Genomic DNA, 18,163 nt, shown 5'->3' on the forward strand with positions numbered 1-18,163 from the left:
TCAATTAGTCCGCCCGCTAGCGAAATGAAACCTAGTACAAATCCGAGCATTTGTAACTGGCGTTTCATTCTCAGACTCCTCTCACATAACGCCGCGCTCAGGGGCGGCTAACCTTGTGCGCATTTTGCGCAAAAATATGAGCGTAGCGAATGCGCAAAAGGTGCACAAGGTTAGCCGTCCCACTGCAGCGCAGTGTTAGATTTATAGTGGGAAGACTACACCGCAATTGTTTCGGAGATCATCAAAACTTATTTTTGCCAGTGCGATCTCCTCTTCCGTCCAGGCTGCGCCTTCTCTCCAAAATTTAGACTTAAGCCTCAGCTTCATAGAAAGAGCTGGATCAATTTCATTAAGCTTTATTGCAGCCTTATCCCACCTTTCTGCAATATCATGCTCTTCATTCACGCATTTACTCTGCCCATTTGATAATTTCGCGTAATATCTACATGTTTTATGAAACGCTTCCGATACAGCTTCTTCTGCAGCCACTTTGAATGTCTTTGAAGACTTCTTATCGCCCCGGATTGCAAAAATTGCCGTTGTGAAAAATTCACGAGCATTGGAACCGTATTTTCTGGATCTTTTGCAAATTCAATTATTTTATCAAAGTTCATAATTTCACCGAAAATCTAACAGTTTATTCAAAGGCCTGGGGCTTTATATATCCTTGGCTACTATTTACAACCCCTCCAAGAATAGAAACCTAGATTCCTTTAAAATTCAAGGGCTTACCCATGACCGTTCAAATTTTAACCGGAATTATAGAGCCCCCGGCTCAAGTCGCCTGATTATACACTTGGCAAATGAATACAAGTCACCTCATGGAAAATCAATAAGTTACGTAATATCTTCCGTAAATAGAAGCCTATGGCTCTTGAATTCATTGGTTGGCAGGGTCTATATTTCCTGGAACTGTATAAAAAACCAGTGATCGAGGACAGGTCATGGATGACATTCGCCCCCCAATCCCAGAGGAATCCGGTAAGTTTATCCCCTCTCTACGTCGACATATTCGCAAGTCAGGACTGGCTTACCGTACAGAGCAGACTTACGTCCATTGGGTCAAACGCTACATTCACTTCAATGAATTGCGCCACCCGAAAAAGCTCGGAGCCTCTGATATAGAGCGGTTCCTTAATCATTTGGCTATGAATCGCAGCTGTTCAATTAACACTCAGAAGATTGCCCTGAACGCGCTGATTTACCTTTATAAACGCTTCCTTGAGGTCGATGTATCCAATCTTGAATTCACACCTGCCCGGCAGTACCGCCGCCTGCCTACGGTTTATAGCCGCGAGGAAGTTCAGTCCATCCTTTCACACCTGCGAGGCGCCCATCGTCTGCAGGTGGAGCTGATGTACGGATCGGGGTTGCGTTGTGCGGAATTGCTGTCACTGAGGGTCAAAGATATTGATTTCGGCAGCAATAATATTTTCGTTCGTGGCGGCAAGGGAAACAAGGATCGCACGACCATGCTACCTCAGTCTCTGGTCCCCGCACTGGAAAGGCAAATTGAGTACGTGAAGCTGCTACATGCTCAGGATCTTGAGGATGGCTTTGGCGACGTGTATTTGCCCGATGCTTTAGAGCGCAAATATCCCAGCGCGGCCCACTCCCTGGCCTGGCAGTACCTTTTCCCCGCCTCGAAAGTCGGTCCCGATCCACGCTCCGGTGTTTTGCGCCGCCACCATTTGCACCCAACGGCACTCGCGAAGCAGATCCGCCGGGCCGTGCAGGCCGCCGGTGTGAGAAAGCCTGCCCGCGCCCACGCCTTCCGTCACAGCTTTGCCACCCACCTGCTGGAGGCAGGTTATGACCTGCGTACGATTCAGGAGTTACTGGGTCATTCGGATATCAGCACTACTGAGATCTACACCCATGTGGTAAACCGGGGTGGGAAGGGCGTGCTGAGCCCGATGGATCGAATGCAGCCGCTGGGCGGGATCTCGGAACCAATGGCGGCCTATGGGGTGGCTGCTTGATGAGGGGGCTGTTGGAGTTGTGACCTAAAAACCTTCCCGGGCCCTCTCCCGCAAGCGGGACAAATTTGCCGGGAGCAAATTTGGACGTCGAAGGGGCCCGCAAAAAAAAGCCCCGCGAGTGCGGGGCTTCTTCTAGGTAGGCTGGATAGGCCGGCTTACATCATGCCGCCCATGCCACCCATACCGCCCATGCCACCCATGTCAGGTGCGGCCGGCTTGTCTTCCGGAACTTCCGCAACCATGGCTTCGGTGGTGATCATCAGGCCGGCGATGGAGGCGGCCGCCTGCAGTGCAGAGCGGGTTACCTTGGCCGGGTCGAGGATACCCATTTCCAGCATGTCGCCGTACTCGCCGGTAGCAGCGTTGTAGCCGTAGTTACCGGAGCCCTGCTTGACCTTGTCGACCACGACAGAGGACTCGTCACCGGCGTTGGCGACGATCTGGCGCAGCGGCATTTCCATGGCGCGCAGCGCCGCGGCGATACCGTGGTTCTGGTCTTCGTTGTCACCAGTTACGGAGATGGCCTGGGTGGCGCGAACCAGAGCGGTGCCACCGCCGGGTACCACACCCTCTTCCACTGCGGCGCGGGTAGCGTGCAGGGCGTCTTCAACGCGGGCCTTCTTCTCTTTCATCTCAACTTCGGTGGCGGCGCCAACCTTGATCACAGCAACACCGCCAGCCAGTTTGGCTACGCGCTCTTGCAGTTTCTCTTTGTCGTAGTCGGAAGAGGATTCTTCGATCTGGGCACGGATCTGGCCAACGCGGGCTTCGATGTCTTTCACATCGCCGGCGCCGTCTACGATCACGGTGTTTTCCTTGGACAGGGTAACGCGCTTAGCGGTGCCCAGGTGCTCCAGGGTGGTGCCTTCCAGCTCCAGGCCGACTTCTTCAGAGATGACGGTACCGCCGGTCAGGATGGCGATATCCTGCAGCATGGCCTTGCGGCGGTCGCCGAAGCCCGGTGCCTTGACGGCAGCAACCTTCACGATGCCGCGCATGCTGTTCACAACCAGGGTGGCCAGCGCTTCGCCTTCTACGTCTTCGGCGATGATCAGCAGCGGCTTGGAGGCCTTGGCTACCTGCTCCAGCAGCGGCAGCAGATCGCGGATGTTGGAGATCTTCTTGTCCACCAGCAGGATGAAAGGGCTCTCCAGCTCGGCGGTCATGTTGTCCTGGTTGGTGATGAAGTAGGGAGACAGGTAGCCGCGGTCGAACTGCATGCCTTCAACCACGTCCAGCTCGTTTTCCAGGCCCGAACCTTCCTCAACGGTGATCACGCCTTCTTTGCCCACTTTCTCCATCGCTTCGGCGATGATGGTGCCAACGCTCTCGTCGCTGTTGGCGGAGATGGTGCCTACCTGGGCGATGGACTTGCTGTCGGCACAGGGAGTGGACAGGCCGGCGATGTGATCAACGGCGGCGGTCACAGCCTTGTCGATACCGCGCTTCAGATCCATCGGGTTGAAGCCAGCGGCCACGGACTTGAGGCCTTCGGTAACGATGGCCTGGGCCAGTACGGTAGCGGTGGTGGTGCCGTCGCCGGCAACGTCGGAAGCCTTGGAAGCGACTTCCTTCACCATCTGCGCGCCCATGTTCTCGAACTTGTCTTTCAGTTCGATTTCCTTGGCGACGGATACACCGTCTTTGGTAACGGTCGGAGCGCCGAAGGCCTTGTCCAGGACCACGTTACGGCCTTTGGGGCCCAGGGTGGTTTTAACCGCGTCTGCCAGGATGTTGACACCGGCCAGCATTTTCTGGCGGGCGTCATCTCCGAATTTTACGTCTTTAGCTGCCATGATTCTTGTTCCTCAAATTCTGTGTGCGAATGAAGTGAGCGCTGGGCTTAGCCTTCCAGCACGCCGTAGATGTCGCTCTCGTTCATGATGATCAGCTCTTCGCCGTCCACCTTGAGGGTGTTGCTGTCGGCGTAGCGGCCGAAGACCACTGTATCGCCCACTTTTACGGACAGGGCACGAACGTCGCCGTTGTCCAGCAGTTTGCCTTCACCCACGGCTACCACTTCGCCCTGGTTCGGCTTTTCTTTGGCAGCGCCCGGCAGCACGATACCGCCGGCTGACATGGCTTCTTCTTCCTTACGGCGCACTACGACGCGGTCGTGTAAAGGACGAATTTTCATGGATAAGCTCTCCATTGAGTCGTTTTTAAGGTTTTCCAAAGTGGAAGGCCCCGACCTTAGCGGCCGGTGGCCAAACGCCCCGCTCTGACCGGCAGAACCGGGGCAAATTCTAGGGGTGCTCCCTATCTATGGGCTCGATAGAGGATTTCAACAGCGGCAGGAAAAAAAACTGTAGAGATACGGACGGGACCGCACTCGCGTACAAATTTTGCACAAGTCAGTCTTTATCTCGCTTAACGCCCTGATCGTGACCGTCATCGCGAGAATAGTCTCCCTCGATCACATCGCGGTCGCCGCGACGCTGGTGAGGTGAGGACTCATGGGGCGTGAAGCCCGGACCGCGCACCACGGTCACGTGGCGCAGTATCCGCCCCAGCAGCAGCTGGCGCAGGCCCGGGATCAGGCAGGCGAAACCGAGAGCGTCGGTGAAGAAGCCGGGGGTCAGCAACAGTGCGCCGCCCACGGCGAGGAAAATGCCCTCCGCCATTTCCCGCGCCGGCAGTTCGCCGGCCTGCATCTTCTGCTGGGCGCGCATGACCGTGGAAAGTCCCTGGCGGCGCAGCAGCGCCAGTCCGATAACCGCGGTGAGCATCACCAGGCCGATGGTCGGCAGGACGCCGATTTCACTGCCCACGGTGATCAACAGCCACATCTCCAGGATGGGCACAAGGATAAATATCAACAGCAATGGACGCATGGAAACGGTTTCCTCCAGGGCCCGGCGCTTGGCGAACCGGGCGAATCTCAGTATTTTCGATATGCTGTAGTAAATGGAGTGAGGTGGCAAATTCTTCAAGGGCGCCGTTTTCAACTCTTTGCGCCCTTGGCACTTTCGAGGCCAAGGAGGCTAACTATGGCAAGCGAGCAGCAGGACACCATGGACGTACCGTCAATCGGCCGCAGTCGCCATCTGCTGGACGAGATACTGGGCGAGGCGGATATCCGTATCAACGGCGACCGCCCCTGGGACATGCGCCTGCACCGCGCCGAGGCGCTGGACGAGATAGTCGCGCGCAACAGCCTGGGGCTCGGCGAGACCTATATGCGCGGAGACTGGGATGTACCGGCGCTGGATCAGTTCTTCCACCGCATCCTCACGGCCGACCTGCCCCGCCATGTCAAACCCTGGCGCAATGGCTGGCGCATACTGCGCAGCTATCTTGTCAACCTGCAGAGCCGCCGCCGCGCCTTCGAGGTGGGCGAACGCCACTACGATCTGGGCAATGAGTTCTACCAGGCGATGCTCGACAGCCGACTGACCTACAGCTGCGGCTACTGGCGCGAGGCAGAGACCCTGGAAGAGGCCCAGACCGCCAAGCTGGACCTCATCTGCCGCAAACTGGGCCTCAAACCCGGCATGCGGCTGCTGGACATCGGCTGCGGCTGGGGCAGCCTGGTGAGCTATGCGGCGGAGAACTACGGGGTGGAGTGCGTGGGCGTAACCGTGTCCAGGGAGCAGAGCGCCTATATCGCCGAGCACTACGCAGAGCTGCCGATCACTGTGCACCTGCGGGACTACCGCTACCTGGACGAGCCCTTCGATCGTATCGCCAGCGTGGGCATGTTCGAGCATGTGGGGCGCAAGAACCACCGCACTTTCATGCAGGTGGCCAAGCGCTGCCTGAAGAAGGACGGCCTGCTGCTCCTGCACACCATCGGCAAGAACCAGCGCCGCTCCACCACCGATCCCTGGATCGACAAATACATCTTCCCCAATGGCGACCTGCCCTCTGCCGGCCAGATCGGCGACGCCGCCGACAATCTGCTCACCTGCGAGGACCTGCACAACTTTGGCAGCGACTACGACAATACGCTGATGGCCTGGCACCACAACTTCGAGCAAAACTGGCAGCGCTTTGCCGACCGCTACGGCCAGCGCTTCTACCGCATGTGGCGCTACTACCTATTGTCCTGCGCCGGCGCCTTCCGCGCGCGGCATATACAGCTGTGGCAGTGGATGTTTTCCGATCGGCTGCCGGGCGGAATCCAGCGCGTCTCTTAAATGCGGAATGATGAATGCGGAATGCGGAATATGGCCAATCACTGGGATATCGCCGAAAGGACCAAGCGCTTTGCGCTGCGAATCATTCGGCTCTACACCAGTTTACCGAAGCCCACAGAGGCGCAAGTCATCGGTAAGCAGGTATTGCGCTCAGGAACATCGGTTGGCGCACATATCAGAGAGGATAAACGCAGCCGATCAGATGCAGAGTTGATCAGCAAGATCGAAGTGGCACAGCAAGAGCTGGAGGAAACCATTGACTGGTTTGAGTTGCTTGTTGGCTCTAATTTGGTAAGGGAAGACCGGCTAGCCGGTCTTGTTCAGGAGGCCAATGAGCTGCTCGCCATCTTGGTGAGCAGCTCAAAAACCATTAAGCAGAGAAAACGGAAATCAGTAAGCGCCGAGTGCTGAACGCCTTATTCCGCATTCCGCATTCCGCATTCCGCATTCCGCATTAAATCCTCGCGCCGCCGTCGATATCGATCACGCGGCCGCTGACAAAATCGTTCTCGAGAATAAACGCCACGGTGGAGGCGATCTCGTCCTGCTCGCCGAGACGGCGCAGCGGCACCTGCTTGACCAGGCTCTCGAGGATTTCCGGGCGCATCTGCGCGACCATATCGGTGTTGATAAAGCCGGGCGCTATGGCCGCCGCGCGGATGCCGTAACGCGCCAGTTCTCGCGCCCAGGTGACGGTCATGGCGGCGACGCCGGCCTTGCTGGCGGAATAGTTGGTCTGGCCCATATTGCCGGCGCGGGACAGGCTGGAGATATTCACGATCACCCCACCCTTGCCACCCTCGGCCATGATGCCGGCGGCGGCGCGGCCGCACAGGAAGACACCGGTCAGGTTGACGTCGATGACCGACTGCCACTGGGACAGGGACATGCGGTCGGCCACCTTGCCATCCTTGAACTTCAGCAGCATGCCGTCGCGCATGATACCGGCGTTGTTCACCAGCACCTGCAGGCCGCCGAAGTCGGTGGCGATCCGTGCAAAACCGCTGTCCACCTCGTCTTCTTTGGCCACGTTGATCACATAACTGCGCGTCTCGGCACCGTGTTTCTCGCAGGCCGCGACACTCGCCTGCAGGTCTTCCTCGTTCAGGTCGATCAGCGCCAGGCGCGCGCCGCGCTCGGCCAGGTACTCGGCCATGGCGCGGCCCAGGCCGCGGCCGGCGCCGGTGATGGCGACAATGCTGTCGGCGATTTGCATGTTGAATTCCTCGTCTGGATTTTCTTTATATTGCTCCCTCTCCCCCACCGGGGAGAGGGCTAGGGAGGGGGGATTTCGTATGCCCTTGTCCAGAGATAAAGATCACTGACCCCAATGGCACTGAATCTTGCCGCTTGCCCTTTGTAGGGTGGGCAAAAGGTAAAAGGTAAGATGGTCAAAGGAGCGTAGCGACGTGCCCATCTTCCACGGTGCTGGTGGGCACGCTTCGCTTTGCCCATCCTACGCAAAACCCTTAAGTACCACTCGTCACCGAACCATTACCACTGGTAGCCGACGCCCACCGTGACCTTGGTATCTTCCTTTTCCAGTTCCAGCGACGGCGTGTTGTCGTACAGCCAGTGGTAGGCGATCTCCATCAGCACCCCTTCCACCAGCGGTGTGCGCACGCCGAACTTGGCGTTGGCCTGGTAGTCTTCGCTGCGGTCGAGGGACTGCAGCGTCTCCTGGTCGAAATAGATCTCCGGACCCAGGGAGAATTTGTAGCGGTAGTTCAGCGCCAGTCGGCCGGCCGCGTAGCGCTCGTCCTGGCCCTCACTCAATTCATCGTCGATAAAGTGCTCCTGCAGGCTGCTGATACCGCCCTGCAGTGAGAAGGCCGTTTTCTCGGTATCGAAGAAGAGGTAACCGAGGCCGAGACCCAGGGTGCTGCCCAGATCCAGGTTGCGCGCCTCTTCCCGTTCCAGGGCACTGTTGGCAGCGGCGAACCACTTCTCGGCGAAGATCCAGCGCAGGTTGTAACCCAGCTGGTATTTCTCCAGGCCCTCCACCTCCGAGTTGGTCTGGCTCTGGTAGAGGGCGTTGATCAGGTGGTGGAAATCGCCGTTGCGAACGTCCAGGTTGACGTTCACGTCCAGGTCTTCGCGCTCGCGGTTGCCGCTTTCGAAAACGCCGCCGGCGCTGACATTGCCGTGGAACACCACCGGGTTGCCGACGAAGTTGATATAGGGTTCGGCGCGGTCGATGGCGGGAAAGTCCATTACCCAGCCGGAGCCCTCGTCGCAGTAGAGCTCCCACTGCTCGCGGCGGTGGCCGGCCAGGGCGCAGGGGCCCTCGCGCCCGGCGATCTTCAGGTCCACATCCACATCCATGGACACCACCTTGGATTTCTCCACCTTGATCTCACCGAAGCTCTCGGATTTCCACACCACATGGTCTCTTTCCACCAACACCAGCGCACCATGCACACGGTCGCCGTTCTCCAGGGTCAGCACGCCGGCGGCGGCACCGAGGGAGACAAATGGGAGGAAAAGCAGCAAGATGAACGTCAGAGGTCGAACGGCTGTAAGCACGGGGGAAGCCTTGGAGTTGTCTGGATTACTTGAAAGCGGAATTATCTGTGGGGAAAAACGCACAAACTGACGGCAATGATGCCATATCCAGGATTTGTCGTGTACTGGCTTCGGTGCCCCGCGGGCGGGTCATCACCTACGGCGACCTGGCGGAGATGGCCGGCTACCCTCGCGCGGCGCGGCTCGCCGGGCAGACACTGCGCAAGCTGCCGCGGGATACCAGGCTGCCCTGGCACAGGGTCATCAACGCCCAGGGGCGTATTTCACTGCCGGAGCCGGGGGCACAGCGGCAGAGAGAGCGGCTGGAAAGAGAGGGAATCACGCTGTTGAAGGGGCGCGTGGAGCTGGCCAAATACCGCTGGCAGCCTTGAATCCGGGTGGGAGCCTGCCTAGCTCGTCGGTTCCGGCTCCGCCGTGCGGCTTTCCCGCCACCAGAGGAATATCGCCAGCAGCACCGCCGGCGTGCCGAGTATGGCCACGTAGATAAAGAACTGCGAATAGCCCTCCGCATCCACGACTATCCCTGAGAAGCCGCTGATAAACTTGCCCGGCAGAGTCATCAGCGAGCTGAACAGCGCATACTGGGTGGCCGTGTAGGCCTGGTTGGTCAGGCTCGACAGGTAGGCGATAAACACCGCATTGGAAATACCGCCACTGATATTGTCGGCGCTGATCACCAGCGCCAGCCAGGCCTTGTCCGGGCCTATCTGCGCCAGCTGCGCAAACAGCAGGTTGGTGGCAGCCACCATGGCGGCGCCGAGAATCAGCGGGCGCATGATGCCGTAGCGCACTACCAGCAGGCCACCGAGGAAGGAGCCTATAATGGTGCAGAAGAAGCCGAACACCTTGCCGATCTCGGCGATATCGCTCTTGCTGAAGCCAAGGTCCAGGTAGAAGGGGTTGGCCATCACCCCCATGGCGATATCGCTCAGGCGGTAGATACCGATAAACAACAGCAAGACCAGCGCGAAACGGCCGTTGCGCTGGAAGAATTCGATAAACGGGCAAGCCACCGCGCGCACGAACCATTCCTTCAATGGTCCGTGCTCACCGCTGCCGAGGACCCTGTCGACCCAGTCGTGCTGGAAGGGCTCCGACTGGCTCTTCACCTTCTGGTGATCCGGCTCCGCCACCAGCAGGGTAGTGATAATGCCGACGCCCATCAGAACTGCCATGCTGGTGTAGGACACGGACCAGGTCGCCAGCTCGGCGATATACAGGGCACCGGCACCGGCCACCAGCAATGCCACCCGATAGCCGAACACATAGTTGGCAGCCATGGCGCCCTGCAGGTCCCTGTCCACCGATTCGATACGGTAGGCATCGATCACCACGTCCTGGGAGGCGGAACAGAAAGCCACCCAAACTGCCAGTATCGCCACCTGGGTCAGGGCGAGCTGCGGATTCAGGTTCGCCATCGCCAGCAGGCCCAGGGAAACCCCCAGCTGCGACACCAGCATCCAGCTGCGGCGCTTGCCGAGCCAGCGGGTTACCAGCGGCAGGCGCAGGTAGTCGATCACTGGCGCCCAGAGCACCTTGATGGAAAAGGTAATGCCCACCCAGGCGAAGAAGCCGATAGCGGTACGGCTGACGCCGTAATCGCGCAGCCAGGCGGTGAGCGTGGAAAAAACCAGCAACAGCGGCAAGCCGGCGGAAAAACCGAGGAAAAACATCGCGAGTACGCGGGGTTTGAGGTAAACCCGCAGCGCCTGTCCCCAGGTGAGTTTTTGCTGCTCCATGCCGCTTGATCGCTTCCTTTGATGTGTTATCGCGCCTGGGCTCTTCCCGCCCGCGGCCCCTCGGGGCCCAGTCTCAGTGGCCCCAGAGCACTTCCAGCTCCGCCTCGGCAAGCTTGTTGGCATTCACATTGAAGCCCACCATCGCCGGGGTGGCGTTGTCGTCCAGCGGCAACTCTTCGACCTTGAGGGCGTAGATGCGGAACTGGTAGCGGTGATCGCCGTGGCCCTTGGGCGGGCAGGCGCCGCCGTAACCGGGATTGCCGTAATCGTTGCGCCCCTGGATGGCCTCGGGAATAAGGCCGTTTTTCGGGTCGCCGGCGCCCTCCGGCAACTCGCTTACATTTGCAGGGATATTGAAAATCACCCAGTGCCACCAGCCGCTGCCGGTGGGCGCATCGGGATCGTGCACCATCAGCGCGAAACTCTTGGTGCCTTCCGGCGCGCCGCTCCAGCTGAGCTGGGGGGAAATATTCTCGCCGCCGCAGCCGTTGAAGACGTGGGCCATCGGCTTTCGCGCGCCGGGCTTCAGGGAATTCGACGTAAGGGTAAACTCGGCGGCATTGGACATGGAGGCAAAGACCGATAGCAAAGTGGCAGCCACCAGTTTAGCAGCCTGTGCGGTGCCGAAACCGGGCAGAATCCGGCTTAATACTGAAACGCTCAAGGTGACTCCTCCCTATCATTAAACAGGTCCGCGACCCTGTGCAGGTCCATATTGCCGCCGGTCAAAACGATGGCGACGTTTTTATTGCGAAAGCGCGCGCCGTGTTCCAGCACCGCCGCCAGCCCTACCGCCGCGGACGGCTCTACCAGCTGCTTGGTGCGGGTCCACAACAGGCGCATGGCCTCGACGATACCATGTTCGGTCACCGTAACGACATCCCGCACCGTGCGCCGGATCACCGCGTAGTTGCGGCGTCCCAGGGTTGTGCGCAGGCCATCGGCGATGGTATCGGGTTTCTGGGTGGTGACATGCGTGCCGCCGCGCAGGGAGCGCTGCGCGTCGTCGGCGCCGGCGGGCTCCGCACCCATCACGATAATATCCGGTGCCAGCGCCGCCACCGCCAAGCCTATCCCGGCGAGCAACCCACCACCGCCCACCGGCGCCACCAGGATATCCGGGGTAAACCCCTGCTCGCGGCACTGCTGTACTATCTCCAGTGCCACAGTGCCCTGCCCCGCGATGATGCGACGATCGTCGAAAGGCGGCACTATATGGGCGCCAGTCTGCTCCACCAGTTTCTGCAACGCCGACTCCCGGTCGGCCTGGGAAGGGCCACAGATCACTATCTCTGCGCCATAACCGGCGACGGCAGCGCGCTTTGCCAGCGGCGCAGTTTCCGGCATTACCACAGTACAGGCGAGCCCCCTTTCTGCCGCCGCCCAGGCGAGCGCGGCACCGTGATTGCCGGAGGAGTGCGTGGCGACCATCTGTGTCGCCGGCGGCAGCAGTGCCAGGGCGTTGCTGGCGCCGCGCGCCTTGAAGGCGCCCACCTTCTGCAGCTGCTCGCATTTGAACCAGAGATCGGCACCGCTCAGCCGGTTGATCTGCCCGCTGCTGATCAGGGGCGTGCGGTGGATGCGGCCGGATATATTTTGTGCCGCGGTGAAGACATCGGCACTGGTGGGGAGGTCATTGTGGTCGGTTGGCATAGGTTATTGAAACGCGTTGATGATTGTTCCCAATAGGGGAGCGTCCGTTGGCCGCAATAAAACCCGGAATTGTCTGTAGTATCGATCGCGGCCAACGGCGGATGGCCGCCCTGCCGCTACTACAGCAAAGCCCGGGATCCGCGCTAGCGCAACAGCCGCAGCAGCTTGAATTTCCGCGCATTGAAAGGCGCGTAGCGCAGATCCAGGTCAAAAATATTCCTGCGCTTCATCACCGCCTTGAAGTGGCTGAAGGTGCGGAAGCCGTGCTCTCCGTGATAGTTGCCCATGCCGCTGGAACCGACGCCGCCAAACGGCAGCTCGTGGGCGGTCATAAACATCATGCAGTCGTTGACACAGGCGTTGCCGGAGCTGCAGCGCGCGAGTATGCGATCGGCTGTCGCCTCTTTCCGGGTAAAGACATAGAGCGCCAGCGGCTTTTCGCGGCCGTTGACAAACTCTTCGACCTTGCAGAAATCGTCCAGCTCCACGACGGGTAGTACCGGGCCGAAAATCTCCTCCTGCATCACCGCCGCGTCAACCCTCACGCCGCGCAGCAGGGTCGGCGCTATATAGCACCCGTCGATATCTGCCTGGCCACCGAATACCACCTCGCCGTCGGCGAGGAAACCGGCCAGGCGGCGGGTGTGTCGGCTGTTGACGATGCGACCGTAATCCGTCGACTGGCGCGGGTCCTGGCCAAACATCTCACGCACAGCCCGTTCGATCGCCGGCACCAGCCTGTCCGCGGTGGCCCTGGTGCACAGCAGGTAGTCCGGCGCTATGCAGGTCTGGCCCGCGTTGGTGAACTTACCCCAGGCGATCCGCCGCGCGGCAACTTCGATATTCGCGTCGTCGGCGACGATACAGGGGCTCTTGCCCCCCAGTTCCAGGGTTACCGGCGTCAGGTGCCTGGCGGCTGCAGCCATGACGATCTTGCCCACCCGGCCACCGCCGGTATAGAGAATGTGGTCCCAGCGCTGATCCAGCAGTGCCGTAGTTTCCGGTACCGCGCCCTCGATACAGGCGAAGGCATCGTTGTCCAGGTAGCGGGGCAGCAGTTCCGCCACCAGCGCGGAAGTGGCCGCCGCCAGTTCCGAGGGTTTCAACACCGCACAATTGCCAGCCGCGATGGCCGGCACCAGCGGTGAGAGCAACAGTTGCAGGGGATAATTCCAGGCGCCGATGATCAGCACTACGCCCAACGGCTCCGGCAGCAGGTAGCTTTTCGCCGGCTGGGCGACAATGGGGGTCGAGGCGCGCCGCGGCCTGCTCCATTTCTTCAAGTGTTTGAGGGCGTGGTCTATGTCCCCGTACAGGGCAGAGACTTCCGTCATAAAGCCCTCCTGCGGCGCCTTGTGCAGGTCTTGCTGCAACGCCTGCAGGAAACGGCTTTCATTGTCGGAGAGCATTTTTCGCAGCTGCCGCAATTGCTCGCGTCGCCAGCTCAGGTCGGCGCTGGTACCGCTGCGAAAATAAGTGCGCAGGCCGGTGACCAGCGCGGCGGCGTTAAGATCGTTGCCAGAGGCTCTGGTCGACGCCATTTGAGGTTCCAACGAAGACACTTCCAACCCTGCTACCTCCATGAGTGTACCCGCCAAAAGTCTGTTTATTATTGTTATCGGGCCCGGGGCGGGAATATTCCCTCCCCGGGCCTGCTCGACGCAATATCTTGGGAAGGTGCAGGTAAGTCAAGAATGCAATTGGAACAATGTTCTAAATTTGGCGCCAGTTCACGGATGGGTTGCACCTGGTCACTGATCACTAATCACTGGCTGCATTCACAGATCGAAGAGTACTGCCAGCGCCAGCAGGGTGATCCACAATAGCAGCGCCCGGGACAGCAGCGCCTGCAGCCCCTCCAGCTGGGCCCCGCAGATTCGCTGACCTTCGGCGACTTCGACGCCCGCACTGCACTCGCCGGCATCTATGCCGCCCAGTGCGCCCTCGAGATAGGCTTCAAGCACTTCCGCGGTATCCCGCTCCCGGCAGGTCAGGCACTGGCGCCAGGCCCGGTAGCAGCCGGCAAAGTTGCCGACGATCGCAAAACTGAACCCCATGACCCGCACCGGCAGCCATTCGAGCAGCCACAGCCAGCGCTCCGCGGTGGCGCTGCTATCCGCACCGCGGGATTCTTCGGCATAGATAGCACTGAGGCGAAACAGCAGGGCACCGGGAATCCCCAGCAGTACAAACCAGAAGAGCACCGCAAACAGGCGCTCGAAGGCGCGGTAGGCGGCGCCGCGGAAAACCTGTTCGTGCAACTGCTGGCCGTCCGCCGCCTCCTCGTGCAGATCGCGCAGCAGCGGCGCCGCGGCCTGCTGCGCCGCCGCCAGGTCGCCCCGGTACCAGTTACGCAGGTAACTGGACACCATCTCATTGAAGTTGCCCCGCCCGAGGCAGTAGAGCAGCAGGGGCACACCCAACAGCAGCGTCCCCAGACCACCGAGGGATGTCTCCGCCAGCACCATCAGTACCGCCGCCAGCAGCGCCGGCGGCAGTATGGTAGCGCCCAGCATCAACCCCGGGTCCTTCTGCAACCGCTGGACGCCCGCCAGGCGCCGGCGCCACCAGTGAAACCAGTCGTCCCGGTGCAAGGGGGCACCGGAACCCCACAGCTGCACCAGCGCCAGCGACAGCAACACGATTAACAGTGCCATAGTGATTCTCGAAACAGGGTTTGGTAGAGAAGAATAACGCCAGCGGCGCCGGCGTGGAAGTTGATTGCGGGAGCCGAGGTTCCGCCCCGGAGGGTGCACCGCTGGCGGTCGACTAGGACGCTAGTTGGTGCGCACGGCGCACCCTACCCACTCACCACACCCTCGAGCTCACGGAAATAGCGCTGCCAGTCGAACCCCGGGCCCGGATCCAGCTTGCGCCCCGGCGCTATGTCCGAGTGGCCGGTGATCCGGTCCCTGTCGATTGCCGGGTAGGCGGCCATGATCGCGGCACTCACTTCCGCCAGGGAGCGATACTGGGCGTCGGTATAGATATCCGTGTCCAGCCCTTCCAGCTCGATGCCGATGGAAAAATCGTTGCAGTTGCAGCGCCCGCCAAACTCCGACTGGCCGGCGTGCCAGGCGCGCCTGTCCAGGGGGACATACTGGGTAACGCGGCCATCGCGGTCGATCAGGATATGTGCGGAAACCTGCAGTGCGGCTATTTCCGAGAAATAGGGATGGGCGTCTATATCCAGCTGCCCGAGAAAGAAGGCATCGATATAGGGGCCTCCGTACTGGCCCGGGGGCAGGCTGATACTGTGGATCACCAGCAGGTCAACCGGGCAGCCTTCGGGCCGGCTGTTGCAGTGGGGGCTGGGAACCTGCCGCGCTCCGGACAGCCATCCGGATTCCAGTTGGTATTTCACTCGGTGATCTCCGCTCCGATCCGGCCCGGTTCAAGCCCCGGGCCCGGCGAATTACCATTTTATGGAAGCGTTGATCGATATGCCAATTTGAATGGAGAGGCCCGGAGACTACCCAGCAGGCGGGGTTCCAGAGCAATTACCAGGATGCCAGGGTGCGATAGTGCACTCGTGGTTCCAGCGGCAATTCAGCCGGCCTTGTCCCGTCCAGCCACACAGGCCTCCAGCCCGGTCTCGCCAATGGTCCCCGCCACATAGTTCAGCGCACGCTCGAACAGCGGCCCCTTGTCCAGTGGCTTGATCACCTCGTCGCGCAGGGCGTGGGCCAGTTCCAGCCGCGAGTAAACCGCCGCTCTGGCGCCGGCGCGGTTGACGAACATGAATTGGTCCAGCTCCTTGATGATCGCCGCCAGGCGACAGCGCACCGGCGCCTTATCCGCATCCTGCAACATGAACCAGCTGTACTTCAGGTGATAGGTCTGACGCCAGAACTCGTCACTGTCGGCCAAGGGGGCCAGGCCGGCTCTGGGGGCCACAGACGCCTTCTCCGCAACCCGTTGCAGTTCTTCCATTGCCGGCAGGTCGGTCTCGCGGTCGAGTATCTGCAGCGTTTTCGCCTCATCCACAGATTCGACGAGGGCGGGAGTCTCTGCGGCCTCCGCCGCCAATCCCGCTTCGGCCACTTCCGGCGCTTCGGGGATTTCCATCACGCTGTCGGCTTCGCGGCGCAGCTCCTGCACCAGACGCTCGCGGGCGCGGCGTTCGCGCTCCGATTCGACCCGCTCGCCGAGCGCCTGGCGCTCCCGGTACAGGGTTTCCAGTCCCTCCATCAGGCGCTGCCGGTCACCGGCAGCGAGCGACAGCGACTGCGCACCCTCGTCCAGGCGTCGGCGCAGGTCGGGCAGCACCAGCTGCATTTTGAAGCGGCTCTCAGGCATAGGTGCCACCACGCTCCACACCAGGTCGCGGGCGGTCAGCACATTGCGACGCCAGCCGGCGCCGTCGGTGCCCTCTCTGAGACAGGTGCGGAACAGGACGCCATTCCAGACCCGATTCAGCCACTCGTGCACCAGCCGGGGCAACTTGCGCTCGGCAGTCAGGGCATCGAACACCGCCGCCACCCGGGCCCGGGCCGCCTCGACCCGGGCACTGCCCCGGGCCTCATCCACTGTGCGCCGCTCCATCACTTCGGCGCGGCGGCGCTCGCGGGCGACAAATTCTTCGAAGGATTGCAGCAGGCGGGCAAAGACACATTCGTCACTGTCGAACTCCTGCAAAACCTGTTCGACGACGGCGCGCACCTCGCAGTAAAAAGCCTCCTGCTGGTAGTTCTCTGCCGGCTGCCAGCCGATGGCCGCATCCGCCAGCGCATTGAACAGTTTGCGCGCCGGGTGGCCACCCTTGCTGAAGAAAGACTTGTCGGCAATGGCCAGTTTCAGCAGCGGCAATTGCAGCCTGATCAATTGCGCCTTGATGGATTCGGCCAGGTTGCGGTCCTCCAGCATGAAGGAGAACAGCAGTTCCACCATGCGAATGACTTCGGTGTCCCGCTCATGCAGGGAAGCGCCCAGTTTCGCCGCCACCAGGCGCTGCTGCAGGAGATGACCGACATCCAGCACCCGCCCCTGCCCCCCCTCCTGCAGTGGCACCGCCTGCAGGGCGCCCAGGTGCTGCAGCAGGTCGGGCGTGGCCATGGACGCAACGCCGGGAAGGGACGGCAACAGGCCGTAATCGCCGCCAGCGGCAGCGGCTCCTCCGCCAGAATCCGGAATCCGGACCTGTGCACCGGGGAGGGCCGCGGCCGAAGGTGCGGCGGGAATCCCCGACCGGAGAAAGGCGCCATCGGCGCCGCCGTCAGTGGGCGGCGGCGGGGATCTTGCCGGCCTGCCTCCCTGCCTGGGGTGGAACAGCGGGGGTTTCAGCCCGGGCAGCACGCCCTTTTCAATCAGCAGCTGATTGCAGCTCTGGTAGAGGGCCGCCAGTTTCGCCGCCAGCAGCTGTTCGAACTTTTTCAGTATTGTGAGGCGTGCGCGCAGTTGTATGTCGAGAGGTGCCAGGGCCCGCTCCAGGGCGCGACACAGCAACGCAGGCGACAGCGGCATATTCTCATCGTAGATCTTGAGCGGCAGCAGCGTATCCAGGCGCAGTGCCATTTCGGCGATGGGGCAGGCGCAATCGCGTTTCACGTCGGCAATGATGGATTGCAGTGCTACCTGCTGTTCCAGAACGTCATTGCGGAGCAGGGACAGGCCCTCTGCCGCCGCAGTCGGCTCCTGGGCCTGGTCCCGGGCGGGATCGTCGACTTCGACAAACCCCCGCTGCACACCGCTGACAAAGCGCTCGGTCAGGCGACTGCGCTCCAGTCGCAACACGCGCAGGGCCTGGAAGAGACCGTCCTGCTCCTCCTGGGTGTGCACCTTTTCCGCGGCGGCGAACAGGGTATCGTCCACGCCGGCAAACACTTCTTTCATACGCGCAAACAGCCAGCTGCTGGCGGAGTCGCGCACGCTGATGACGGCGGCGGGTAAAGCGGGGGGTCGGATTCGGTTGGCCGCCTCGACTTTACTGTTGAAGGCAACAACGCGGGAAAATTCGTCGGTGTCCATTTCAGCCTCAATGCGCCGCGCCGGCGCGAAGAGATTCTGTTTATCCGGCGATCGGCCCTGATCGCAGCGGATCCAATTTACCTCTGTAAAGACTCAATGAATTGTGAGAATTCAGGCGCCCGCCCCGAACGGTGAAATGACATGCGCCAGAAGTAAA

General features: G+C 60.8%; 17 protein-coding genes. 4 read left to right on the forward strand and 13 right to left on the reverse strand.

The window, feature by feature from the left end; translation table 11 throughout:
• Positions 1-201 precede the first annotated feature (201 nt).
• Complete coding sequence (locus IG627_RS05705; protein ID WP_193190893.1) at positions 202-489, reverse strand: hypothetical protein; 288 nt, start codon at positions 487-489, stop codon at positions 202-204.
• A 455-nt stretch (positions 490-944) separates the two neighbouring features.
• On the opposite strand from IG627_RS05705, the gene IG627_RS05710 reads away from it, so the two are divergent.
• A complete protein-coding gene (locus IG627_RS05710) occupies positions 945-1,982 on the forward strand; it encodes an integron integrase (protein WP_193190895.1) in 1,038 nt (345 codons plus the stop codon).
• A 155-nt stretch (positions 1,983-2,137) separates the two neighbouring features.
• Here IG627_RS05710 and groL read toward each other — a convergent pair whose 3' ends face one another.
• The 3 genes from groL to IG627_RS05725 form a co-directional block, all read right to left on the reverse strand.
• A complete protein-coding gene (gene groL / locus IG627_RS05715; RefSeq protein ID WP_193190897.1) occupies positions 2,138-3,778 on the reverse strand; it encodes a chaperonin GroEL in 1,641 nt (546 codons plus the stop codon).
• A 47-nt stretch (positions 3,779-3,825) separates the two neighbouring features.
• Positions 3,826-4,119, reverse strand: a complete 294-nt coding sequence (locus tag IG627_RS05720) for a co-chaperone GroES (RefSeq protein WP_193190899.1) — start codon at positions 4,117-4,119, stop codon at positions 3,826-3,828.
• A gap of 217 nt (positions 4,120-4,336) precedes the next feature.
• Positions 4,337-4,816 (reverse strand): FxsA family protein, encoded by a 480-nt coding sequence (locus tag IG627_RS05725; protein WP_193190901.1) that lies wholly within the window; start codon positions 4,814-4,816, stop codon positions 4,337-4,339.
• 156 nt (positions 4,817-4,972) lie between these two features.
• Here IG627_RS05725 and cfa point away from each other — a divergent pair, with 156 nt between their 5' ends.
• Both cfa and IG627_RS05735 read left to right on the forward strand, forming a co-directional pair.
• Positions 4,973-6,121: a cyclopropane fatty acyl phospholipid synthase gene (gene cfa, locus IG627_RS05730; RefSeq protein ID WP_193190904.1), complete on the forward strand. Its 1,149-nt coding sequence runs from the start codon at positions 4,973-4,975 to the stop codon at positions 6,119-6,121.
• A 30-nt stretch (positions 6,122-6,151) separates the two neighbouring features.
• A complete protein-coding gene (locus IG627_RS05735) occupies positions 6,152-6,532 on the forward strand; it encodes a four helix bundle protein (RefSeq protein WP_226864763.1) in 381 nt (126 codons plus the stop codon).
• A 43-nt stretch (positions 6,533-6,575) separates the two neighbouring features.
• Here IG627_RS05735 and IG627_RS05740 read toward each other — a convergent pair whose 3' ends face one another.
• Positions 6,576-7,337, reverse strand: a complete 762-nt coding sequence (locus IG627_RS05740; protein WP_193190908.1) for an SDR family oxidoreductase — start codon at positions 7,335-7,337, stop codon at positions 6,576-6,578.
• Positions 7,338-7,615: 278 nt separating this feature from the next.
• Positions 7,616-8,614, reverse strand: a complete 999-nt coding sequence (locus tag IG627_RS05745; RefSeq protein ID WP_226864764.1) for a DUF481 domain-containing protein — start codon at positions 8,612-8,614, stop codon at positions 7,616-7,618.
• A gap of 80 nt (positions 8,615-8,694) precedes the next feature.
• Between IG627_RS05745 and IG627_RS05750 the strand changes: the two genes are divergently transcribed.
• Entirely contained in the window at positions 8,695-9,018 is a 324-nt protein-coding gene (locus IG627_RS05750) for an MGMT family protein (protein ID WP_193190912.1), read from the forward strand.
• 18 nt (positions 9,019-9,036) lie between these two features.
• Here IG627_RS05750 and IG627_RS05755 read toward each other — a convergent pair whose 3' ends face one another.
• The 7 genes from IG627_RS05755 to IG627_RS05785 all read right to left on the reverse strand — a co-directional run bounded on the left by IG627_RS05755 (position 9,037) and on the right by IG627_RS05785 (position 18,006).
• Positions 9,037-10,386, reverse strand: a complete 1,350-nt coding sequence (locus IG627_RS05755; protein ID WP_193190915.1) for an AmpG family muropeptide MFS transporter — start codon at positions 10,384-10,386, stop codon at positions 9,037-9,039.
• A gap of 73 nt (positions 10,387-10,459) precedes the next feature.
• Entirely contained in the window at positions 10,460-11,050 is a 591-nt protein-coding gene (locus IG627_RS05760; RefSeq protein WP_377483596.1) for a YbhB/YbcL family Raf kinase inhibitor-like protein, read from the reverse strand.
• A complete protein-coding gene (locus tag IG627_RS05765) occupies positions 11,047-12,039 on the reverse strand; it encodes a threonine ammonia-lyase (RefSeq protein WP_193190917.1) in 993 nt (330 codons plus the stop codon). The genes IG627_RS05760 and IG627_RS05765 overlap by 4 nt, the downstream gene beginning before the upstream one ends.
• A gap of 143 nt (positions 12,040-12,182) precedes the next feature.
• Positions 12,183-13,580, reverse strand: coding sequence for an aldehyde dehydrogenase family protein (locus tag IG627_RS05770; RefSeq protein WP_226864765.1), 1,398 nt, complete (start codon positions 13,578-13,580; stop codon positions 12,183-12,185).
• Between the two features lie 237 nt (positions 13,581-13,817).
• Positions 13,818-14,696 (reverse strand): regulatory signaling modulator protein AmpE, encoded by an 879-nt coding sequence (ampE, locus tag IG627_RS05775; protein WP_193190921.1) that lies wholly within the window; start codon positions 14,694-14,696, stop codon positions 13,818-13,820.
• 143 nt (positions 14,697-14,839) lie between these two features.
• Complete coding sequence (ampD, locus tag IG627_RS05780; protein WP_193190923.1) at positions 14,840-15,403, reverse strand: 1,6-anhydro-N-acetylmuramyl-L-alanine amidase AmpD; 564 nt, start codon at positions 15,401-15,403, stop codon at positions 14,840-14,842.
• 185 nt (positions 15,404-15,588) lie between these two features.
• Entirely contained in the window at positions 15,589-18,006 is a 2,418-nt protein-coding gene (locus IG627_RS05785; protein ID WP_193190925.1) for a DUF1631 family protein, read from the reverse strand.
• Positions 18,007-18,163: the final 157 nt, after the last annotated feature.

Origin of the sequence: Microbulbifer taiwanensis (assembly GCF_014904815.1) — a bacterium.
GTDB lineage: Bacteria > Pseudomonadota > Gammaproteobacteria > Pseudomonadales > Cellvibrionaceae > Microbulbifer > Microbulbifer taiwanensis.

Excerpts from the sequence above, each read along its gene's own strand:
- IG627_RS05710 (WP_193190895.1), top strand. The coding sequence starts at position 945 with ATGGATGACATTCGCCCCCCAATCCCAGAGGAATCCGGTAAGTTTATC.
- groL (WP_193190897.1), bottom strand. The coding sequence starts at position 3,778 with ATGGCAGCTAAAGACGTAAAATTCGGAGATGACGCCCGCCAGAAAATG.
- IG627_RS05720 (WP_193190899.1), bottom strand. The coding sequence starts at position 4,119 with ATGAAAATTCGTCCTTTACACGACCGCGTCGTAGTGCGCCGTAAGGAA.
- IG627_RS05725 (WP_193190901.1), bottom strand. The coding sequence starts at position 4,816 with ATGCGTCCATTGCTGTTGATATTTATCCTTGTGCCCATCCTGGAGATG.
- cfa (WP_193190904.1), top strand. The coding sequence starts at position 4,973 with ATGGCAAGCGAGCAGCAGGACACCATGGACGTACCGTCAATCGGCCGC.
- IG627_RS05735 (WP_226864763.1), top strand. The coding sequence starts at position 6,152 with ATGGCCAATCACTGGGATATCGCCGAAAGGACCAAGCGCTTTGCGCTG.
- IG627_RS05740 (WP_193190908.1), bottom strand. The coding sequence starts at position 7,337 with ATGCAAATCGCCGACAGCATTGTCGCCATCACCGGCGCCGGCCGCGGC.
- IG627_RS05755 (WP_193190915.1), bottom strand. The coding sequence starts at position 10,386 with ATGGAGCAGCAAAAACTCACCTGGGGACAGGCGCTGCGGGTTTACCTC.
- IG627_RS05765 (WP_193190917.1), bottom strand. The coding sequence starts at position 12,039 with ATGCCAACCGACCACAATGACCTCCCCACCAGTGCCGATGTCTTCACC.
- IG627_RS05770 (WP_226864765.1), bottom strand. The coding sequence starts at position 13,580 with ATGGCGTCGACCAGAGCCTCTGGCAACGATCTTAACGCCGCCGCGCTG.
- ampE (WP_193190921.1), bottom strand. The coding sequence starts at position 14,696 with ATGGCACTGTTAATCGTGTTGCTGTCGCTGGCGCTGGTGCAGCTGTGG.
- IG627_RS05785 (WP_193190925.1), bottom strand. The coding sequence starts at position 18,006 with ATGGACACCGACGAATTTTCCCGCGTTGTTGCCTTCAACAGTAAAGTC.